At 47.7% G+C, this 20270-nt stretch carries 10 protein-coding genes and 2 pseudogenes; 7 read left to right on the top strand and 5 right to left on the bottom strand.

Annotated features, from left to right (window positions below; translation table 11 throughout):
• Positions 1-49: 49 nt before the first annotated feature.
• Positions 50-1561, bottom strand: a complete 1512-nt coding sequence (locus tag NDI44_RS14915) for a CoA-acylating methylmalonate-semialdehyde dehydrogenase (RefSeq protein WP_190412250.1) — start codon at positions 1559-1561, stop codon at positions 50-52.
• A 157-nt stretch (positions 1562-1718) separates the two neighbouring features.
• Here NDI44_RS14915 and NDI44_RS14910 point away from each other — a divergent pair.
• Positions 1719-1961 (top strand): annotated as a pseudogene (locus tag NDI44_RS14910) (transposase); the annotation flags it as partial.
• Between the two features lie 115 nt (positions 1962-2076).
• On the top strand, positions 2077-7509 hold the full coding sequence (locus tag NDI44_RS14905; RefSeq protein WP_190412248.1) for an ATP-binding sensor histidine kinase: 5433 nt from the start codon (positions 2077-2079) through the stop codon (positions 7507-7509).
• A 438-nt stretch (positions 7510-7947) separates the two neighbouring features.
• On the opposite strand, the gene NDI44_RS14900 is transcribed toward NDI44_RS14905, so the two are convergent.
• Positions 7948-8163, bottom strand: a complete 216-nt coding sequence (locus NDI44_RS14900; RefSeq protein WP_190412247.1) for a hypothetical protein — start codon at positions 8161-8163, stop codon at positions 7948-7950.
• A gap of 235 nt (positions 8164-8398) precedes the next feature.
• Positions 8399-9067 (bottom strand): annotated as a pseudogene (locus NDI44_RS14895) (DUF1614 domain-containing protein).
• A gap of 430 nt (positions 9068-9497) precedes the next feature.
• On the opposite strand from NDI44_RS14895, the gene NDI44_RS14890 reads away from it, so the two are divergent.
• The 4 genes from NDI44_RS14890 (at position 9498) to NDI44_RS14875 (ending at position 16227) form a co-directional block, all read left to right on the top strand.
• On the top strand, positions 9498-10106 hold the full coding sequence (locus NDI44_RS14890; protein ID WP_190412246.1) for an Hsp20/alpha crystallin family protein: 609 nt from the start codon (positions 9498-9500) through the stop codon (positions 10104-10106).
• A gap of 406 nt (positions 10107-10512) precedes the next feature.
• The gene (locus NDI44_RS14885) at positions 10513-10797 is read left to right on the top strand and encodes a hypothetical protein (RefSeq protein ID WP_190412245.1); all 285 of its coding nucleotides are present in this window, start codon (positions 10513-10515) and stop codon (positions 10795-10797) included.
• 470 nt (positions 10798-11267) lie between these two features.
• On the top strand, positions 11268-12350 hold the full coding sequence (locus NDI44_RS14880; protein WP_190412244.1) for a glycosyltransferase family 4 protein: 1083 nt from the start codon (positions 11268-11270) through the stop codon (positions 12348-12350).
• A gap of 367 nt (positions 12351-12717) precedes the next feature.
• A complete protein-coding gene (locus NDI44_RS14875) occupies positions 12718-16227 on the top strand; it encodes a tetratricopeptide repeat protein (protein WP_190412243.1) in 3510 nt (1169 codons plus the stop codon).
• Positions 16228-16234: 7 nt separating this feature from the next.
• Here NDI44_RS14875 and NDI44_RS14870 read toward each other — a convergent pair whose 3' ends face one another.
• On the bottom strand, positions 16235-16447 hold the full coding sequence (locus NDI44_RS14870) for a hypothetical protein (RefSeq protein WP_190412242.1): 213 nt from the start codon (positions 16445-16447) through the stop codon (positions 16235-16237).
• Between the two features lie 424 nt (positions 16448-16871).
• On the opposite strand from NDI44_RS14870, the gene NDI44_RS14865 reads away from it, so the two are divergent.
• Complete coding sequence (locus tag NDI44_RS14865; protein WP_190412241.1) at positions 16872-19349, top strand: glycoside hydrolase family 31 protein; 2478 nt, start codon at positions 16872-16874, stop codon at positions 19347-19349.
• A gap of 36 nt (positions 19350-19385) precedes the next feature.
• Here the strand turns inward: NDI44_RS14865 and NDI44_RS14860 are convergent, their stop codons facing one another.
• Complete coding sequence (locus NDI44_RS14860; protein WP_190412240.1) at positions 19386-20261, bottom strand: phosphatase PAP2 family protein; 876 nt, start codon at positions 20259-20261, stop codon at positions 19386-19388.
• Positions 20262-20270: the final 9 nt, after the last annotated feature.

Raw genomic sequence — 20270 nt, 5'->3', positions numbered from 1 at the left:
TTGGGGGGGTAAGGTTTTTATTGTGAAAGACAATGTATTGCATTAGATACTAAAACTGACGCGACCACGTTTTAGGCCAGCGTTCTACTACAACTTTTGTTTGGGTAAAGAACTGCACAGCGTCTTTCCCTTGACCGTGTAAATCGCCGTAGAAGCTGTCTTTCCAACCACTAAACGGAAAGAACGCCATCGGTGCAGCGACTCCTATATTGATGCCAATATTGCCAGCTTCTGCTTCATACCGAAACTGCCGCGCCGCCGCACCACTGCTAGTAAATAAACAAGCCATATTTCCCCACTGACCGCTATTGACTAGTGCGATCGCATCCTCAATCGTCTCTAGATGCATCACTCCTAACACCGGACCAAAGATTTCTGTACGAGCTAATTCGCTTTTTGGGTTGACATTTTGCAAGATTGTCGGTCGCACAAAGTTTCCCTGTTCGTAACCGGGAATCTTAGCGCTGCGTCCGTCTACTAATACCGTCGCACCTTCATCAGCTCCTTGTTGAATTAATTGCTCAATTCGAGCTTGGCTTTGACGGGTAATTACAGGACCCATTTGGACATTCTCATCCAAGCCATAGCCAACGACTCGTGTTTGTGCCGCATTTGCGATCGCTTCGGTAAAAGTGTGCCGTGCTTCTCCCACCGTCACAGCCACAGAAGCCGCTAAACAGCGTTGTCCGGCACAGCCAAAAGCACTATCGGCGGTAATGCGAGTGGTCATTTCCATATCCGCATCTGGTAGGACAATGATGGGATTTTTCGCGCCTCCCTGACATTGCACTCGTTTCCCAAAGGCGGCGGCTTTACTGTATACATACTGGGCGACGGGTGAAGAACCGACAAAGCTAATGGCGCGGATTGTGGGATGTTCTAAGATTGCATCGACTACTTCCTTCGCCCCATTCACCAAATTGACGACGCCTTTAGGCAATCCAGTTTTTTCTAGTAATTCAAAGACCTTCTGCATCGTCAAAGGGACTTTTTCAGAAGGCTTAAGAATGGTTGTATTGCCACAAGCGATCGCATAGGGCAAAAACCAGAAAGGAATCATCCCAGGGAAATTAAACGGCGCGATGATTGCGGTCACTCCCACTGGTTGACGAATCATCATTTCGTCAATCCCACGGGCAACATCTTCCAGGTTGTAACCCTGCATCAACATAGGAATTCCACAAGCGACTTCTACATTCTCAATTGCCCGTTGTAACTCTGCTTTTGACTCAGCAAACGTCTTACCGCATTCCAGCGTCACAATGCGAGATAACTCATCTAAATGTTCTTCTAACAGAAATTTCAATTTAAATAAATATTGCACTCGTTCCGTTGGTGGGATGCGTCGCCAGTTCGGATAGGCAGCCGCAGCCGCAACAGCAGCAGCCTCTACATCGCTTGCAGGTGACAAGGGAACCTGAGTTAAGACTTCGGCAGTAGCGGGATTCACCACATCCAGGTATTCGGTGGCGTGGGAAGCACACCACTCGCCGTTAATGTAGTTAGGTAAAGGGTTTCTGAAGGACACAGAGATTTCTCCTTCCAAAGGTTTTTTCTGCATCCTACTCCCAAAAAGACCGGAACCGAAGCTTTACCGGGAAGGGTAATTTAACCTGAGTTTGGGTTAAGCAGCTTGGGGCAAAGCAAAGTCCAGATCCGACGGTTTCTTAGGCTGATGGCATTCTTGCAATCAAACCACACATCTGGTTCACCATGAGGGACAGGTGGTAATTGTTGATAACGCGACGTTCCATCATGGCGGACGCATTGCACCACTGCTTGATTAGGCTGGCTTGAGGCTGTTGTATTTGCCCCTCTATTCTCCTGACCTCAATCGAATTGAGAAGTGTTGGGCTTGGCTCAACACTCGCATTCGCCAATGCTTATCTCACTCCAGTTCCCTGCGACACGCGATCGAGTCTGTTCTTAGGGATGCTGTGTTCTCACACTCCTGCCGATAGGGATATATAGAAAGTTTCTGAATAATTAAGTAAGTTGTACTTTTAGCTTATTTGTTACATACGTAACATTTTAGGGAATACTAGGAATAAAGTTAAAGCTCGCTTTTTAAACCTAATGACTCCTCTAGTACAGCAATTCCCAAAACTTTCTGGCTATACTTTGGTTGAGCAACTGTATCTAGGTTCTAGGACAGCTGTCTATCGAGGAGTGCAAAGGTTACAGCAATGTCCGGTGGTGATTAAGACACTGCGGCACGAATATCCCAGCTTTAGCGAATTGGTGCAGTTTCGCAATCAGTATGCGATCGCAAAAAATCTCGACATTCCAGGCATTGTCCAACCGATGAGTCTAGAACCCTATGCTCATGGCTATGCCTTGGTGATGGAAGATATTGGTGGCATCTCTCTACGTCATTACATCCAGACTTCCCCGCTGACGGTTGAACAATTCTGGCCAATTGCTCTGCAAATTGTGGATGTCCTCCAGCAGCTCTATCAGCAACGAATTATTCACAAAGACATTAAACCCGCCAACATTCTGATTCAACCCGAAACTGGGCAGATTAAGCTAATTGACTTTAGCATTGCTTCCCTGTTACCCCGCGAAACCCAAGAGATTCAAAATCCCAACATTCTAGAAGGCACCCTAGCCTATATCTCACCAGAACAAACCGGGCGGATGAACCGGGGGATTGACTATCGCAGCGATTTCTATTCCTTAGGAATTACCTTTTTTGAACTGCTCACAGGACAGTTACCGTTCCCATCTGACGAGCCAATGGAAATGGTTCATGCCCATATAGCGAAGCAACCCCTCTCTGTCTGCGATCTCAACCCAGATTTGCCCATCCTGCTCGGTGAAATCCTTCGCAAACTGATGGCTAAGAATGCGGAAGAGCGCTATCAAAGTGCCCTCGGTCTTAAGCACGATCTAATGAGATGCCAGCAAGAGTATGATGTTGCGAGCAAACACGCCTGGTTTAACTTAGGTGAACGGGATATCAGCGATCGCTTTTTGATTCCCGAAAAACTCTACGGACGAGAACAAGCAGTTCAAACCTTGCTTGATGCGTTTGGACGAGTTGCCAACGGAGCCTCCGAACTGATGCTGGTAGCCGGGTTTTCCGGCATTGGCAAAACCGCCGTCGTCAATGAAGTGCATAAGCCGATTGTGCGTTGGCATGGCTATTTCATCAAAGGTAAATACGACCAGTTCAACCGCAATCTTCCGTTTAGCGCCTTTGTCCAAGCCTTCCGCGACCTGATGGGTCAACTGCTGAGCAATGATGACGTGCAGTTGCAAGAGTGGAAAGCGAAGATCCTGGTGGCAGTGGGTGACAATGGTCAGGTGCTGATTGAGGTGATTCCTGAACTCGAACAGGTACTTGGCTCGCAACCGCCGGTGCCAGAACTGAGCGGCAGTGCGGCTCAGAACCGTTTCAATCTGCTGTTCCAGAAGTTCATCACCGTGTTCACCACCCCAGAGCATCCCCTGGTGATTTTCCTGGATGACTTGCAGTGGGCTGATTCGGCTTCTTTGAACTTGCTGAAGCTACTGCTGACAGAGCGCGATGCCTACGGCGGCAAGCAACGCGGTTATCTGTTCATCATCGGAGCCTATCGGGATAACGAAGTGTTCCCGACTCACCCCTTGATGCTGATGCTCGATGAGGTCAAAAAAGCTGAAACCCCGATCCATACCCTCACCCTGGAACCCCTGAGCCAAGGGGATGTGAATCAGTTAACGGCAGATACGCTGAGTTGCTCGATTGAATTAGCTCAGCCATTGACAGAGTTGGTCTGTCAAAAAACCAAGGGAAATCCCTTCTTCCTCACCCAATTTCTCAAAGCCCTGCATGAGGACAGCTATATTTCGTTTGATTCCCAGGCAGGACATTGGCAGTGCGACTTAGCAACGGTGAAGTTACTCGCGCTCACGGATGATGTCGTCGAGTTTATGGCACTTCAGTTGCAAAAATTACCTGCTGCAACCCAGACTGCTTTGAAACTGGCAGCTTGCATTGGCGCTCAGTTCGATTTGGCAACCTTGGCGATTGTCAATGAGCGATCGCCCGAAGATACCGCCATCGATCTCTGGAAAGCCTTGCAAGAAGGCGTGATTTTACCGATTGCCGAGGTCTATAAGTTTTATCAGCCGTCACCACTTCAGGTGGCAGAAGTCAACCAGGCAGCAACCTTTAACTGTTCCTATCGCTTTCTTCACGACCGCGTTCAGCAAGCCGCCTATTCTCTCATCCCTAACGAGCAAAAACAGACGACTCATTACCAAATCGGGCAACTGTTGCTGCAACAAGTTTCCCCTGCCGCCAGAGAAGAGCGCATTTTTGAAATCGTCAATCAGTTGAACTATGGCACGACGCTGGTTGAGGAACAATCGGAAAGGGACGAACTCGCCCAACTCAACCTCACAGCTTGTCGAAAAGCTAGACTGGCGACCGCCTATCAAGCCGCCCGTGAATATGCCAAAGTAGGTCTGGAACTACTAGGAACAGACGCTTGGCAACGGCAGTACAACAAGACCCTATCCCTACATGACTTAGCTGCCGAGGTCGCTTTCTTGGTGGGCGATTTTGAGCAGATGGATCGGTGGATTGAATCGGTGATTCATCATGCGAAAACGCCTTTAGAACAGGTGCAAGTCTATCAAGTCAAAATCCAGGCATTGGTCGCTCGCAATCAATTTGTCGAGGCGATCGCGATCGGTCAATCGGTCTTCCGAATGTTGGGCGTGAACCTGCCGGACGAAACAACGCTAGAGGATATTCGGCTCCTGAAGCAGGAAATTGATGCCTTAATTGGCGATCGCGCCATTGAGTCATTTCTTCATCTGCCCCCCATGAGCGATCCTCAGCAGCTTGCGATTATGCAAAATGCAGCGCGACTGACCCCCGTCTGCTATATGTCCGGCACAAAGCTTTATTTTCTGGTCGTAGCCCTCCAGGTTAAATTATCAATTCAGTTTGGCAATAGTCCGGTTTCCCCTTACTGCTACGCGGGTTACGCCTTTCAACTGAGGATATTGTGGGGAGACATGACCAAGGTGCCTCAGTTTGGGCAATTAGGATACCAACTCGCCTCAGAGCCAGATGCCAAAAATATTCGAGCCGCAACAGCCCTGTTAATGGGGGGATATGTGGGTCACTGGACGATCCATCTGCGAGAAACGTTGGCTATTCTGCTGGAAGGCTATCAAGCTGGATTGGAAACTGGCAATCTAGAATTTATGGGCTACGATGCCCAGTTGTACTGCTTCAATGCTTATTGGTGCGGTCAACCGCTCGCTGAACTCGAACCTCAAATTCGCGCCTATTACCAACAGTTGTGCGACCTCCACCAAGTCACGGCAGCAAACTGTGTTTTGGCTTACTGGCAAGCGGCTCAAATTCTTTTGGGTGAGTCAGAGGAAGAGATTCTCCTACGCCAGGATGCCTATGAAGAACAAGTTCTGGATGAGGCAAAAGTCGATTTTTATCGACTATCTTTCTTTTACCTGTATCGATTCACATTGAATTACTGGCTGGAAGACTTTGCCAGAGCGGAACACGATGCCACTCAAACCCGACAGTATTTAGCCGGTGGGATGGGAAGTACCGTTGAACCGATCTTATATTTCTATGATTCTCTGACCGTGCTGGCAACTCCGCCAGAATCGATGTTGGAGTCAGAACCTAGATGGCAGCGAATGCAAGAAAATCAAGCCAAGCTAAAAGAGTGGGCAGATTATGGCCCCATGAATTACTTGCACAAATATCATCTGGTAGAAGCTGAAAAACATCGCGTTCTCGATCGCAAAACGGAAGCGATAGAACTGTATGACCTAGCGATCGCCGGTGCCAAAGCCAATGGCTACCCTCAGGAAGCAGCCCTTGCCAATGAACTAGCGGCAAAATTTTACCTGGCTTGGAACAAAGAGCGGATCGCCCAAGCTTATATGATTGAAGCCTATTATGGCTATGCTCGCTGGGGGGCGAAAGCCAAACTCGCCGACTTAGAAACTCGCTATCCTCAGCTACTGGCTCCCATCCTCCAACAAACGCAGACACTATTCTCTATTGACGAAACCGTATTTGCCACTGGAACTGTCACCGCTACGAATACTTCCTCTACCAGTATTTCTGATTCCCTGGATCTGCTTGCCATCCTCAAAGCTTCCCAAACTCTTTCTAGTGAAATTGAGCTTGAGCAGTTAATTGGCACTCTCCTACTTACGGTAATACAAACCTCAGGGGCGACGCAGTGCGCTTTGATGTTGAGTGAGGAACAAAATCTCACGGTTCAGGCTAAGGCAGAGCTTACGGAATCGGGTCAAATCGCAACGCAGATTCTGCATCCGGCGCAGCCGCTTGTCGATAGCGGTATAATCCCTATCAGCCTGGTAACAAAAGTCAAACGCAACTTGCAGTCTGCCGTGATTACCAACGCTGTGCAAGAGCCGCTATTGATCGGTGATGTGTATATCCAAAACCAACAGCCCAAGAGTCTGCTGTGCAGCCCCATTCTGCAACAAGGCAAGTTGCTGGGTATGGTCTATCTGGAAAATAATCTGGCAACAGGAGCCTTTACCCGCGATCGCGTTAAGTTGCTGAATCTGCTCTGTGCCCAAGCTGCGATTTCCCTGGAGAATGCTCGCCTCTATCGGCAAGCCCAAGCCTATGCTCAACAGCTTGAAGAATCTCAGCTTCAGATTGTCCAAAACGAAAAAATGGCGACTTTGGGTAACTTGGTGGCAGGAGTTGCTCACGAAATTAATAACCCAGTCGGCTTCCTCAACGGCAGTATTAATAATGCCAAAGATTATGTAAAAGACCTGCGTGAGTATTTAGACACCTATCAGCAGCAGCAGCCGCCTACTGGTTCGGTGGCTGAATTGGCTCAAGAAATTGACCTAGAGTTTCTATTGGAGGATTTACCCAAGTTAATTGACTCAATGCAAGGAGCGACCGATCGCATCAAAGGCATCAGCACCAGTCTGCGTACCTTCTCTCGTGCCGATACGGAACACAAAGTTAGCGCCAAGCTGCACGAAGGGTTAGATAGTACGCTGTTAATTCTCAAGTATCGACTCAACGCGAATGAAAATCGGCCTGCCATTAAAGTTATCCGAAACTACGGTGAAATCCCTGAAATTGATTGCTTCCCCGGTCAGCTTAACCAGGTGTTTATGAACATTTTGGCTAATGCGATTGATATGTTCGATGAAATGGCACAGCAAACAACCTTTGAAAAATTAGAACATCATCCCCAACAGATCGCGATTCAAACTGCATTATTACCAGAACAAAATACGGTTGAAATTCGCATTAATGATAATGGTAAAGGCATGAATGAGGAAGTTAGAACTAAGATTTTCGATCATTTGTTTACCACTAAAGAGGTTGGCAAGGGAACGGGGTTAGGCTTAGCGATTGCTCGTCAGATTGTGCTAGAGAAACATGATGGTCGGCTGGAAGTCCAGTCGGAGTTAGGGCAAGGCACTGAGTTTTCCATCTTCCTCCCAGTTCGAGGTCAAGTCATCCATCCTGCTTGAAAGGCTGTAGATCAACCACTGCTGTGGCGTAGTACAACCACTCTGTTGCAGCGGAAAGTTTAGATATCTTGGTGTAGATGCAAAGGCGATCTGCTGCCGCTGAACACGACCGTTGTACAGCTTAAATTCTGGGTTTTGGCTGCTGAAGCAGGGACTTTCGCCACTAGGGTTCAAAGTGGCAGCACAAATCGTCGATGTGCCATAAAAGTTCTTCTGGCACTAGATATGGGAGGAACTGGCTGAATTATAGATTTAACTCATTTCAGCTTACACGTCTCCTTCTTTTCTTATCCCAAACTCAGGTTGATTTAAACTCCAACGTTCGCCAAATCAAAGCGATTAAAAACAAAAAACCCCAGTACCCATCTGGGGTGTACTGAGGAGCGAGTTCTTTCGAGTCCGATTATTTTTTATCTAGAGTCCCGTCCGCTTTGTTCTCTACATGACAGCCGAAATTTGCTCCACTAACGAAAGCCGTCCTTTACACGCGGCGCGAAGCAGACGGTCGATGACATCTCTCTCTTCTTCACCCAGCGAATCATCGAGTAGCGCTGCCATAAGTCCGTAGCGGTCAGCAAGCGTCAGGGAACCAGAATAAGTAACTTGAGCGAATAACTCAGAGAGGGCGGTGGGGAGAAGTTGGATAGAAGGCATCGTTTGGACTTGAACTCGATATCTATAATATCGGTGAATTTCCGGTTGTCATTGGTGATGCGATGGGATAGCAAAAAGTGATTCTTTTAGCCGCCTCTTGTGATTCAAATCACAAGAAATGGCGAACTCAATCGCAGCACGAGTACGATCTGGGTCACTTTATGGCTTCCTGGCGAAAGCTTTACGTTTGTGCTGAATCGAGACTCCCAGAGGCTTCCGTCCTAGGAGTGTCAATTTAAGTCAATAGCAAGGCAAAAAGACTGCACAAAGCAATGCCATCAAAGACTCCGGCTCCGCCGATACTCAGCACTCCTGGTGTCATTGCTTTAATTTCCTTCAGATGCAGCAAATCCGCACCAATCAACGTTCCCAATACGCCCCCAGCAAACGCGACAGGAGCAGCATGAACCCCTGCAATCACAATGGCAGACAGCGCAGCGGTTAGGGGAGCCAATAATGGACTCATTTGAATACCAATTCCCGGCACCACTTTCGCCCCGTAGTAGCTAACAAGCGAGACAATTGCAGTCACTAGGACAATGAAGAGCGGATCTGCACGGGTAAATTGGTACAGCGCCACAACTAGCGGAATTAATCCGCCTCCCACATTTAAAGCTACGACAGTTGAACGCCGCACTTTCCTCAGAGGAATCCCCCAGAATTGCCTTAACCAGAAGGAGGTAAAGTCATCGATCAAGTCAGCTTGGGATTCCACTCGATAGAGGGGGATATTGATAGTGCTGCCCAGAATAACTGCTGTTAGTAATAAAACAGCCATACCGGGAGAAAATCCTAGCTTGGCTACCGCAATTTGCACCACATCCACCGCTAAAGCAAATCACAGAAAAGGTAGTAGCAGCAGGAACAGGATAAATAGAAGTAGTGAAACTGGAAGATAAATCATAAACATCTGAGGGAAGGATTCCTGGTTTGAGTCCTTCACGCTGTCGCTATTGTATAAAGTTAGAGAAATCGAGCGGGACGGTGTTGACCACCTTACGCATTCGTTATTGCCGTACACGAGCAGGAAAGGTTCGCGGTTGTGCGCCCCTACGATAGGGGCTGAAAGCATTACTTACTAAGTAGGGTTTTCCCTAATGACAAAATTTTTTGGATAGAACAATATTAGATTAAGGCAAGTAAATAAGTCTTGTGACTGAAAGCTGCTTTCTCAAAGTAATTAGCAGTGTACCCAGTTACTGAAAAAGACTATTTTCTTGCCTCAGGTAAAGCAGCTTCTCCATATTAAGTAATCGCAATCAAAGAAGCTGTGCGCGAGCCTATCAAACGATAACGTTGAGTGAGTTAAGTCTATAACGGAGGTAACTGAACGTATGGCACTAATACGTTGGCAACCATTCCGCGAAATAGAAACCTTACGCCGTCAATTTGACGAACTGTTTGAGGAACTTGCAAGAGGCAACCGCGAGTCTGAGATGACTTGGACGCCTTTGGTTGAACTTCAAGATATGGATGACAACCTCATTCTCAGGGCACAACTTCCCGGATTAGAAGCTAAGGATCTCGATGTCCAAGTGACTCGTGATGCAGTTTCAATTTCGGGGGAACACCGCTCTGAAAACAAGGTTGAAGAGAAAGGATATTTCCGCTCGGAGTTTCGTTACGGTAAATTCCAACGGATGATTCCTTTGCCGGTTCATATCCAAAACGAGCGGGTACAAGCTGACTTCCAGAATGGCGTCTTAACGCTGACTCTACCTAAGGTGGAAGAAGCGCAACGCCGAGTGGTCAGACTCAACTTGGGTGAAAGCCAAGGCGTGGGCAGCGTTAGCGTAGCCATGCGCGATAGCGCTATAGCGATGCCAAAGGAAATCGCTGGAACAAATGCTTCCACAAATGCTTCCACGACGGTAGAAGCGAACAGCGAACAAGGTAACGGTCATAACGACCAGGCTCAAGCTGAATCAGCGATCGCTTCCTAATTAACGCGCTTCGCATCCTCCATTCCTCCTGAGAAACATGGCAGCAGACGGGAGCAATTCCGTCTGTTGCTGAAACGACAACTAAACGCGATCGCAATCACTGCAAGTGCGATCGCGGTTAATTTGTTCACATAACAGCTTTGTGCATTCCCACAAGTTAAAGGATTATTCCAATTTGTCTGTTAAGTGCTGCTTCAATCGCCGCATCAGTGGCTTGAACTGAGATTTTAAAATACACACCCACAGCAGCCTTCAATCTCCAGTAGTGTTGCAGCTGGAGATTGAAGCGTGGTACGGTTGCATCTCCCTGGAATCCAGGTTAAGCCTGGTTCTTTACGAAGACGAAAATTCAGGGAATAATTAGAGAAATACAGATGAGGAAAATTTTTAGTTCGGTAGAAATACTATGCTGAGAATTGCGATCGTAGCTCTATTAACTTTGGAGATAGTGTTATTGTCTGCGTTAGCGCTATCTCCAGCTAACGCGACTAGCAGTGACTTTGAAAATTACATCTGGAGCTTTGCAGATGTAGGCAGCCATCAAGTTGTTTGTAAGAAGATTGTGATGCATCCGGAGAAACAGTTGCACTCCGGAGAATCTGGCAGACAAGTTGTAAAGATGTCTTCTACCTCTACAGTCGTGAGTGATAGTTATTGTGCTGCCTCAACGAAACCTGTTGTGGGAAGCTAATCGGTTACTTCAATACTGAGCTGAGTGGGAGGTAACTGGAACGCACCTCACATGTTAGTTATGTTTTGCCCGATTGCTCCCGGAAAGGTATAGCAGTCCTAAATGATGCGTGAGAGCGAGATGACCGACTTCTTTAAGGAAGTCGGTCATCTGTTCTGCTGATTCACAATTCCAATAGGGTTGTTATAGCGCCAGATAAAAAGAGATTATTACGCGCAAAATTCTCATAATACAAGTATTTTAATTCTTAAAATAATATCTCAAATTTTATATTTTTTGGGTTCGGATATCTCTACCTTCTTAATTCCAGGTTTCCGCCTAAAGTAGCATTTGCAAAACAAAATAGTCTTTATTAAAATTTTGTGAAGTAATTTCCTCTGTTTAGAAAATCCTTCACAAGGAACAAAACATCTATAGAACAGAGCCTCTTCTAATCTAAATTAGACCTTACTACAATTAAGAGGTTAGTGATGAGAATTGCACAGGTGGCTCCTTTATGGGAGCGTGTTCCACCTCCAGCCTATGGCGGCATTGAATTGGTTGTCGGGTTACTTTGCGATGAATTAGTCCGGCGCGGTCATGAGGTCACTTTGTTTGCATCTGGTGATTCCATCAGTCTCGCTAAATTAGAATCTGTTCATCCACAAGCACTCCGTTTAGACTCCTCAGTGAAGGAATATAGCATTTACGAAATGCTGCAATTGAGTCGAGTCTACGAGCAAGCAGATAAGTTTGATATCATTCACTCTCACATGGGCTGCGCTGTCTTGCCTTATGCGAATCTGGTAAAAACGCCTACTGTTCACACCCTGCATGGCATTTTTACCCCAGACAATGAAAAGCTGTTTATGCACGCCCGTCGTCAACCTTTCATTAGTATCTCCAATGATCAGCGGGAACCCAGACTAAATCTGAACTGCGTCGCTACAGTTTATAACGGCATCAATCCAACGATTTATGAGTTTTACCCCCAGCCGGATAACCCCCCTTACTTGGCTTTTCTAGGTCGAATCTCACCGGAAAAAGGGCCGCATTTGGCAATAGAAATTGCTAAGCGTTCTGGCTGGCACTTAAAGATGGCAGGGAAAGTGGATGTCGTTGATGTGGAATATTTTGAGCAGCAAATCAAGCCTCACATTGATGGTAAGCAGATTGAATATTTAGGTGAAGCAAACCATGTTCAAAAGAATGCATTGATGGGAGGGGCTGTTGCAACTTTATTCCCAATTACCTGGCGCGAACCGTTTGGGTTAGTCATGATTGAATCGATGGCATCGGGAACACCAGTGATTGCAATGAAGATGGGTTCTACGCCAGAAGTGATTGCTCACGGGAAGACAGGCTTTTTGACCCACAACGTTGAAGAAGCGATCGCTGCAATTGATAAAGCTGCCCAATTGAACCGCTACGCTTGTCGAGAACACGTGCTAAGCCACTTCAGCGCACAACGGATGACGGACGGTTACGAAGCAGTTTATCAACAAATCTTGGCAGAGCGCTTTTCGCAAAATGGTCACGTCCGCAGTCAATCTAAATTGCGTAGCACCCATTAATCGCTAATCGTTTTGAGGAATCTTACAGGGAGGAGGAAGCTTTTACCATCCAAACTGTAAGTCTTGATTTCTCAATTCAGTTCAGTTAAGAGCGAATCGCAGTTTAAGAATTTTAATTGCCCTAAAACTTGTTATCATTTCGCCTTGTTGCTGTTAAGTGAGCCGACTTAAGAAGAATTTCGCTGAATTAAGTTGTATGCAATTTCGCGTCTCTACAAATGCCCTTCGACTTAGCAATGGTGCAAGCTATGAGCTTTGCCACTAACCGGAGTGCTTGATAATTGAGCAAATTTTTACATAACTGTGGCTCAGATAAAGATATAGATAAGGGAGCAAGCCATCTACCAAGCGGCAAGAGGACTTCCCAATGCACTACCGTCTTAGATACCTCAGCTTTACTACTGCGACTCTACTACTTTCGGTAACATTTCCCCTTTTACCGCTTACCTCAAACTTTGAGCCGCTGGTAGTTCAAGCACAAACGACCCAAGATAGAAAAGCGGAGGCGAAGCGGCTGAACGCAGAGGGACTTCAGCAATTAGATAGGGGTCAATTTCGAGAAGGCTTAGAGAAATTCCAGCAGGCTTTAGCGATTAATCGAGAAATTGGCGATCGCGAAGGCGAGGGAGTCAGCCTCAACAACATTGGGCTAGCTTACGACAACTTGGATCGATATCCCAAAGCTTTAGAGTTTTATCAACAAGCTTTAGCGATTTTTGTAGAAAGTCGGGACAAGGCGGAGGAAGGAAACACTCGCAGTAACATCGGGTTAGTTTACCGCAAACTGAGTCAGTACCCTAAAGCCCTAGAGTTCTATCAGCAAGCCTTAGCCATTCGCAGAGAAATTGATGACAAGGCAGGGATAGGGACAACCCTCAACAATATTGGAGCAGTTTACAACAGCCTTGGAGAGTATCCCAAAGCGCTAGAGTTCTTTAACCAAGCCTTAGCCATTCGCAGAGAAATTGGCGATAAGAGGGGGGAAGGGACAACCCTCGGCAACATTGGGACAGTTTACAACAGCCTTGGAGAGTACCCGAAAGCCTTAGAGTTTTATCAGCAAGCTTTAGCCATTGCTAGAGAAGTTAGGAATGAAGCGGGAGAAGGGGCAAACCTCGGCAATATTGGGGCAGTTTACAACAGCCTTGGAGAGTACCCGAAAGCTTTAGAGTTTTATCAACAAGCTTTAGCCATTTTCACGAAAATTGGTGCTAAGGCGTGGGAAGGAAACATCCTCAACAATATTGGGTTAATTTACAACAACCTGGGGCAGTACCCGAAAGCCTTGGAGTTTTATCAACAAGCTTTAGCCATTCGTAAACAAATTGGCGATAAGGCGGGTGAAGGAGGCACTCTCAACAATATTGGGGGAGTTTACAGCGATCTGGGGCAGTACCCGAAAGCCTTGGAGTTTTATCAACAAGCTTTAGCCATTGGTAAAGAAATTGGCGATAAGGCGGGTGAAGGAAGCACCCTTAACAATATTGGGGAAGTTTACGGCGAACTGGGGCAGTACGCAAAAGCGTTGGAGTTCTATCAACAAGCTTTAGCGATTCTTACCGAAGTTGGCGACAAGGCGGGGAAAGGGATGACTCTCAATAATATTGGGTTAGTTTACGCCGATCTGGGACAGTACCCAAAAGCGTTGGAGTTTTATCAACAAGCTTTAGCGATTGGTAAAGAAATTGGTGGCAAGGCATGGAAAGGGTTGCTCTTCAACAATATTGGGTTAGTTTACTCGGATCTGGGACAGTATCCGAAAGCTTTGGAATTCTATCAACAAGCTTTAGCGGTTCTCATCGAAGTTGGCAGCAAAGCAGGGGAAGCAAATACTCTCAGCAACATCGGGTTAGTTCACCGAAAATTAAATCAGTACCCGAAAGCCTTGGAGTTTTATCAACAAGCTTTAGCAATTCGCACAAAAATTGGCGATAAGACGGGGGAAGGGACAACTCTCAATAACATTGGGGGAGTTTACTACAACCTGGGACAGTACGAAAAAGCCTTGGAGTTTTATCAACAAGCTTTAGCGATTCGCAGAGACGTTGGCGACAAGGCAGGGGAAGGGACAACCCTCAATAATATTGGGGCAGTTTACTACGACCAGAAACAGTACCCAAAAGCCTTGGAATTTTATCAACAAGCTTTATCGATTGTTAAAGAAATTGGCGACAAGCCAGGGGAAGGTTTAACCCTCAATAATATTGGTTTGCTTTTAGAAGAACAGAAACAGCCAGAATTAGCGATCGCTTTCTTCAAACAATCCGTCAATGTCACGGAAGCCATTCGCAAAGATTTAAGAAGCCTGCCAAAAGAGCAACAGCAGTCTTACACCGAAACCGTTGCAGCCACCTATCGTCGTCTCGCTGACCTTTTGCTCAAAGAAAACAGGGTACTCGAAGCGCAACGAGTCCTCGACTTGCTCAAAGTTCAAGAACTCGACGATTACCTCCGCACCGTACAAGGGAACGAAAATACAAAACCGGGGGTGGAATATCTACCCTTAGAAGAGCGACTTTTGGGCGAGTACAATACTGAACTAGCTTCTGTTGTCCAAATCGGTAAAGAACTACAGAAACTCCAGAAAATTCCCGCAAGCGATCGCACTCCACAGCAGGAACAGCGCCGACGACAGATTGAAACCGCTCAGCGGGCAACAACTCGAAAATTTCTCGATTTCATCGGTTCTCCCCAAATTGTCGCTCTTGTCGGGCAACTGAACCAAACTACAGGCAGCGAAAACCTCAGCCCGCAAATGCTTGTAGGTTTACAGGACAACCTCAAGAAACTGGCACAAGATGCCGTTCTTCTCTATCCGCTGATTCTCGAAGATCGCCTGGAACTGGTACTTATTACCCCCTACGCGCCTCCGATTCATCAAACTGTCCCCGTCAAACGAGAAGAACTCAACCGCACCATTGTCGATTTTCGCTCAGCTTTGAAAAATCCGAACGCGAATGCGAAAGAACCTGCCCAAAAACTCTACAATTGGCTCATTCAACCGATAGAAGCTGCCCTTAAAGAAGCGAACGCCCAGACCATTATCTATGCCCCAGACGGGCAACTGCGCTACATTCCCCTGGCGGCTTTGTATGACGGCAATCAGTGGTTGGTGCAGAAGTACCGCGTCAATAATATCACTGCCTTGAGTTTGATCGAGTGGGACAAGAAACCCCAAGCGCCTAAGATTTTAGCGGGTGCGTTCAGTCAGGGAAATTACAGCTTTCAAGTCGGCGATCGCAACTTCAACTTTGGAGGATTGCGTTTTGCAGGAAAGGAAGTCGAAAACTTGGCGGCGATGCTTCCTAACACGACAGGTTTACTCAACCGGGACTTTAGCGAAAAGGAAATATTAGCCCGGATCAGCGATTATTCTATCCTCCACTTCGCGACTCATGCCGCCTTTGTCACGGGGAAACCTGAAGATTCGTTCATTTTATTTGGCAATGGCGATCGCGCAAATTTCCGCGATGTCGAAACTTGGCCTTTGAAAAACACCGATCTGGTCGTACTTTCTGCCTGTGAAACCGGAGTCGGCGGTCAATTAGGTGATGGGAAAGAGATTTTAGGCTTTGGGTACCTGATGCAAAAGGCGGGTGCGAGGGCGGCGATCGCGTCTTTGTGGACGGTCGATGATGGCGGTACCCAAGCACTGATGAATGCTTTCTATACCGCTTTAGAAAATGGCAATACCCCAAAAGCTGAATCCCTCCGCCAAGCACAAATCGCCTTGATTACCGGCGACTATACAGCTTTGGGTCAAGAACGGGGCATTTTTGTCGTCGAACGGATTCGCGATATACCCGGTAATGTTAGCGATCGCCTTAGCCACCCTTATTATTGGGCACCCTTCATCTTAATTGGCAATGGTCTATAAATGCCGATTACTGCTGTTCTTGCCCCGATCCGCCTTGATTCGGTCGTTGAGTCGCGGCGGCATTCTCCGGACTTTCTTCTTCGGCTCTTCTGGCATCAACACCTTCATCCAGAAGATCGGCTGGCTCTACTGAGAGGTCAGCCGCAGTATCAATCCGACCATTCGCATTCGTGTTGGGTTTTGGTGAAGTGCTTTTATGACTGGCATGACCACCTGGCATAATTTTTTCCTCAATTTAAATGAATTTATCTTTTTCAGCTTAGACTCATCGGTTTAGAGAAATACCCTATCTTGGGGCTTAAATTTGACTAAAAAAACTAACATTTCTGATTAGTTTCTGCTTATTCATTTTCTGTCTATTTATACTCAAAAAGTATAGATGGAGACGCGACAACCCTTGTCTATACTGGCTATCTAGAGGAAACCCGCTCTCAACGGCTTTCAACCCGGCTCTGCCAGAATTTGTCAACCGTGTCTTTTTAATCACCAGAATATTTTTTAGCATATTGAGATTTTAATTCAAGAGATCATACTTAGGATTGATGAGATTCCCAGGATAAATTTGCTTTTCTCTTGAAGAGTTACTCGATTAAAAGATTTGTTAAATCGGTTAAAAAGATTAGCTCTGTTCTGGCATAAATACGATGAGTCTCTTCAAAGAAATATCGCTAAAGATACGTTTTGTTCTAGGATCGCTGCTCTATGTGAGTTATATGCCGCAGGCATGGGTCTATTCTCGTCAACGCGATCGCATTGAACAAGAGTTTCTCAATCCGCCAGCCGAGGAAGCTTTTGACAACCCCGGAAAATTACTGCGGGGCGAGCCAAGCAATCGAGGTGCTAATTTTTACTTCGAGCAAGCAGAGTTAGAAATTTGTTTTCTGACTGGCGATTTAATCCGCGTGGATTGGAAGCCGGGGATACCGCCGATTCCATATGCGATCGCTCGTCAGGAGTGGTCGGAAGTCGAGACGACGCTGGAAGAAACGGCGGAGGGTTGGACGGTTTCGAGCCACAATCTCACGGTTATCGTCGGAATCGATGGCAGTCTGAAATTCTGCGACACCTCTGGACAAACCTTACGGGAAGAACTCCCGCCGCAGCGAAAAGACGGGGGATGGATTCACAAAGCCCAACTGCGAGAAGAAGAACGCATTTATGGCTTGGGAGAACGCGCTTCCTCCCTCAACCTACGTGCAGCCAGGCAGGTGACAAAGAAAGGAGAAGTTACCCAGCAACCGAAAACCTATCGGATGTGGAACTATGACGCGGCTGGGATGTATGCCCCCGGTTCAGATCCGATGTATATCTGCATTCCGGTTTATTGGGGGCTTCACTCCGCGGGCAGTTATTTGGTTTTCTATGAAAATTCTTTTAATGCCAATTTTACGTTTGCGGATGTTGCCACAGCCGACTTCGATGGAGGATCGCTGCGTTACTACTTCACCTCCGGCTCCCCTGCGGAACTACTAGAGCGTTACACGGAGCTGACGGGACGTTCTCCCCTGCCTCCCCGCTGGGCTTTGGGATATCATCAGTCGAAGTGGGGATATGGTACCGAAGAAGCAGTCCGAAAAGAAGCGAAGACATTTCAGGCTCATAATTTGCCGCTGAGTGCAATTCACCTAGATATTGACTGTCAGGTGGGATACCGAGCCTTCACAATTGACCCGGAACGCTTTCCCAACTTAGGAAGTTTTACGCAAGAACTGGCTGAGTTGGGGGTGCAGTTTATCGCCATCCTCAACCCAGGAATTAAGTACAGCCGCCAGAGCAACTTATTCTTAGAGGGTCAGATTCTCGATGCGTTTTGCAAACACCCCAACGGCAAGCTTGTTGTTGCCCCGGTCTGGCCCGGTTGGTCAGTTTTCCCCGATTATACGAATCCAACGGTACGCAAGTGGTGGAGTCGGCAGTATGCATACTTGCTCGATGTCGGCGTGGCGGGATTTTGGCACGACATGAACGAACCCGCTGCTTTTATTCTTTGGGGCGATCGCTCTCTTCCCAAACCGACGCGGCATTTCCTGGAAGGGAGAGGGGGCGACCACCGCGAGGCTCATAATATCTACGGATTGCTGCAAGCGGAGGCGGGATACGAAAGTCTGCGGGAACATCGACCCCATCAACGCCCGTTCATTGTTTCGCGTTCGGGTTGGGCAGGACTCCAGCGCTATGCTTGGACTTGGACGGGCGATATTGAGTGTACTTGGGCGGCGTTGCGGCAGACGGTGGCGACAGTGGTGGGGTTAGGACTATCGGGAGTTCCTTATAGTGGCCCGGATATCGGCGGTTTTCAGGGAAATCCGAGTGCTGAACTTTACCTGCGCTGGTTCCAGATGGCAAGTTTTCTGACTTTTTGCCGCACCCATTCTTCTAATAACGTTGAACACCGCACGCCGTGGACGTATGGCGAACCTTACCTGAGTATCATTCGGCAATTCTTGCAATTACGCTACCGACTGCTGCCCTACTTCTATACATTGGCTTGGGAAGCAAGCCAGAAGGGTTATTCTCCAGTTCGTCCGCTTTTCTGGGCTGACAGCGATGAATCTGCACTTTGGGATGTAGAAGATGCTTTCTTGTTGGGCGATGCACTGCTGATTTGTCCGATTGTCGAGGATAAAGCGCGATCGCGTGAAGTCCTGTTACCCAAGGGTCGTTGGTATCGTTTCTGGGATGATGCCGTACTGGAAGGTTCGCAGCTGGTGAATCTGGATGCACCGCTAGAGCAGATTCCGGTGCTGGTGAGGGCGGGGAGTATTCTCCCAATGGAGGAAGATCGGCAACTGATTCTCCACCTCTATCTACCCGTGCAAGGAACCGGCGAAGCTCATCTTTACAGCGACGCCGGAGATGGATATGGAGAATCGCGGCTCGATCGGTTCCGGATGGTGCGGGACGAGAACGGTTTAGAACTGACCTGGGAAGAACAACACGGGGATTATGCTTTCCCTTACGCCAGTGTCCAAGTGCAACTTCACGGGATGGAAGTGCAGCAAGCTTGGCTAGATGGGGCAGAAGTGACTTGTCAGGGGAATCGTTTGCAATGCGTTAGCGCAGCGGGAGGCGGTAGCATCCATCGCTTCCAGCAAATTCGTTTGAAAGGAGCGTTTTTTTAATCCCAATTGCCTGTTTTCAGCTTGATTGCAGAATGGCTACGTCAGTCCTGTCGATGATAGTTTCATGCGTACAAACAATGCCGGTGCCAGGAAAACGATCCACAGTGCCGCGATCGCAAATGTCACCACCTCAAGCGCCACCCCGTAAATGCCGATGAGGCGAGGCACCAGTACGAGCATGGCAAGTCCTCCCAAACCGACCGCCAGCTTCAACATTTGCTTTTGGAAGGGAAGTATATCTGGGGAGTAATGAACGTACCAATATTCCAGGGGCATTCCAATTCCCATACCCAGTGCAGCACCAAAAATTTCCCAAGCTTGGGGCAAAAAGCCGGTGAAAGGAAACACTGCAACGGGTGCGGAAAGACCGAGGATTAAGAAAAATCGAAAGGGGCGTCCGGAGAACCAATGCAAAAGCACGAACCACAAACGCTGATAAGTCAGCACCAGGATCAGCCCGATCGACACACCACCGAGTAAGTCTACCGGATAGTGTACGCCGAGATATAGGCGACTCAGCATCACCCCCGCAACAATACCCCCCGCAACCACGATCGGGATACGATCGAACGCAGCCAACGTTCCCCACAGGGTAGTTGCAGTAACGGTGTGTCCGCTGGGAAAGGACGGTACTGTTTGTTTTTCCCGGATCTCGATCTGCGGGTCGTGCGGACGCGCCACAGGGAAAAGTGTCCAAATCAGGACGTTTGTAAAGGTTGCCCAGAGGATAATACCCAGCAAGCCGTAGGCAAGCTCTCGCCCCCAGATCCACAACACCACAGCAAAGACCACGGCGATCGCTGGAACTGTCCCTAGTATGGTGAGGGTCTTAAAGAACCAACTCCAGCTAGCCCCAAAAAAGCGCTGAACTCCAATAATCGACTCAGCACTCCACAGTACCTCAATCCCCATGCCGCAATT

This window comes from Trichocoleus sp. DQ-A3, assembly GCF_039961975.1.
In the GTDB taxonomy this organism is placed as follows: Bacteria; Cyanobacteriota; Cyanobacteriia; order Cyanobacteriales; family FACHB-T130; genus FACHB-T130.
This window is presented reverse-complemented; position numbering and strand designations above follow the sequence as displayed.

Excerpts from the sequence above, each read along its gene's own strand:
- NDI44_RS14915 (WP_190412250.1), bottom strand. The coding sequence starts at position 1,561 with ATGCAGAAAAAACCTTTGGAAGGAGAAATCTCTGTGTCCTTCAGAAAC.
- NDI44_RS14905 (WP_190412248.1), top strand. The coding sequence starts at position 2,077 with ATGACTCCTCTAGTACAGCAATTCCCAAAACTTTCTGGCTATACTTTG.
- NDI44_RS14900 (WP_190412247.1), bottom strand. The coding sequence starts at position 8,163 with ATGCCTTCTATCCAACTTCTCCCCACCGCCCTCTCTGAGTTATTCGCT.
- NDI44_RS14890 (WP_190412246.1), top strand. The coding sequence starts at position 9,498 with ATGGCACTAATACGTTGGCAACCATTCCGCGAAATAGAAACCTTACGC.
- NDI44_RS14885 (WP_190412245.1), top strand. The coding sequence starts at position 10,513 with ATGCTGAGAATTGCGATCGTAGCTCTATTAACTTTGGAGATAGTGTTA.
- NDI44_RS14880 (WP_190412244.1), top strand. The coding sequence starts at position 11,268 with ATGAGAATTGCACAGGTGGCTCCTTTATGGGAGCGTGTTCCACCTCCA.
- NDI44_RS14875 (WP_190412243.1), top strand. The coding sequence starts at position 12,718 with ATGCACTACCGTCTTAGATACCTCAGCTTTACTACTGCGACTCTACTA.
- NDI44_RS14870 (WP_190412242.1), bottom strand. The coding sequence starts at position 16,447 with ATGCCAGGTGGTCATGCCAGTCATAAAAGCACTTCACCAAAACCCAAC.
- NDI44_RS14865 (WP_190412241.1), top strand. The coding sequence starts at position 16,872 with ATGAGTCTCTTCAAAGAAATATCGCTAAAGATACGTTTTGTTCTAGGA.
- NDI44_RS14860 (WP_190412240.1), bottom strand. The coding sequence starts at position 20,261 with ATGGGGATTGAGGTACTGTGGAGTGCTGAGTCGATTATTGGAGTTCAG.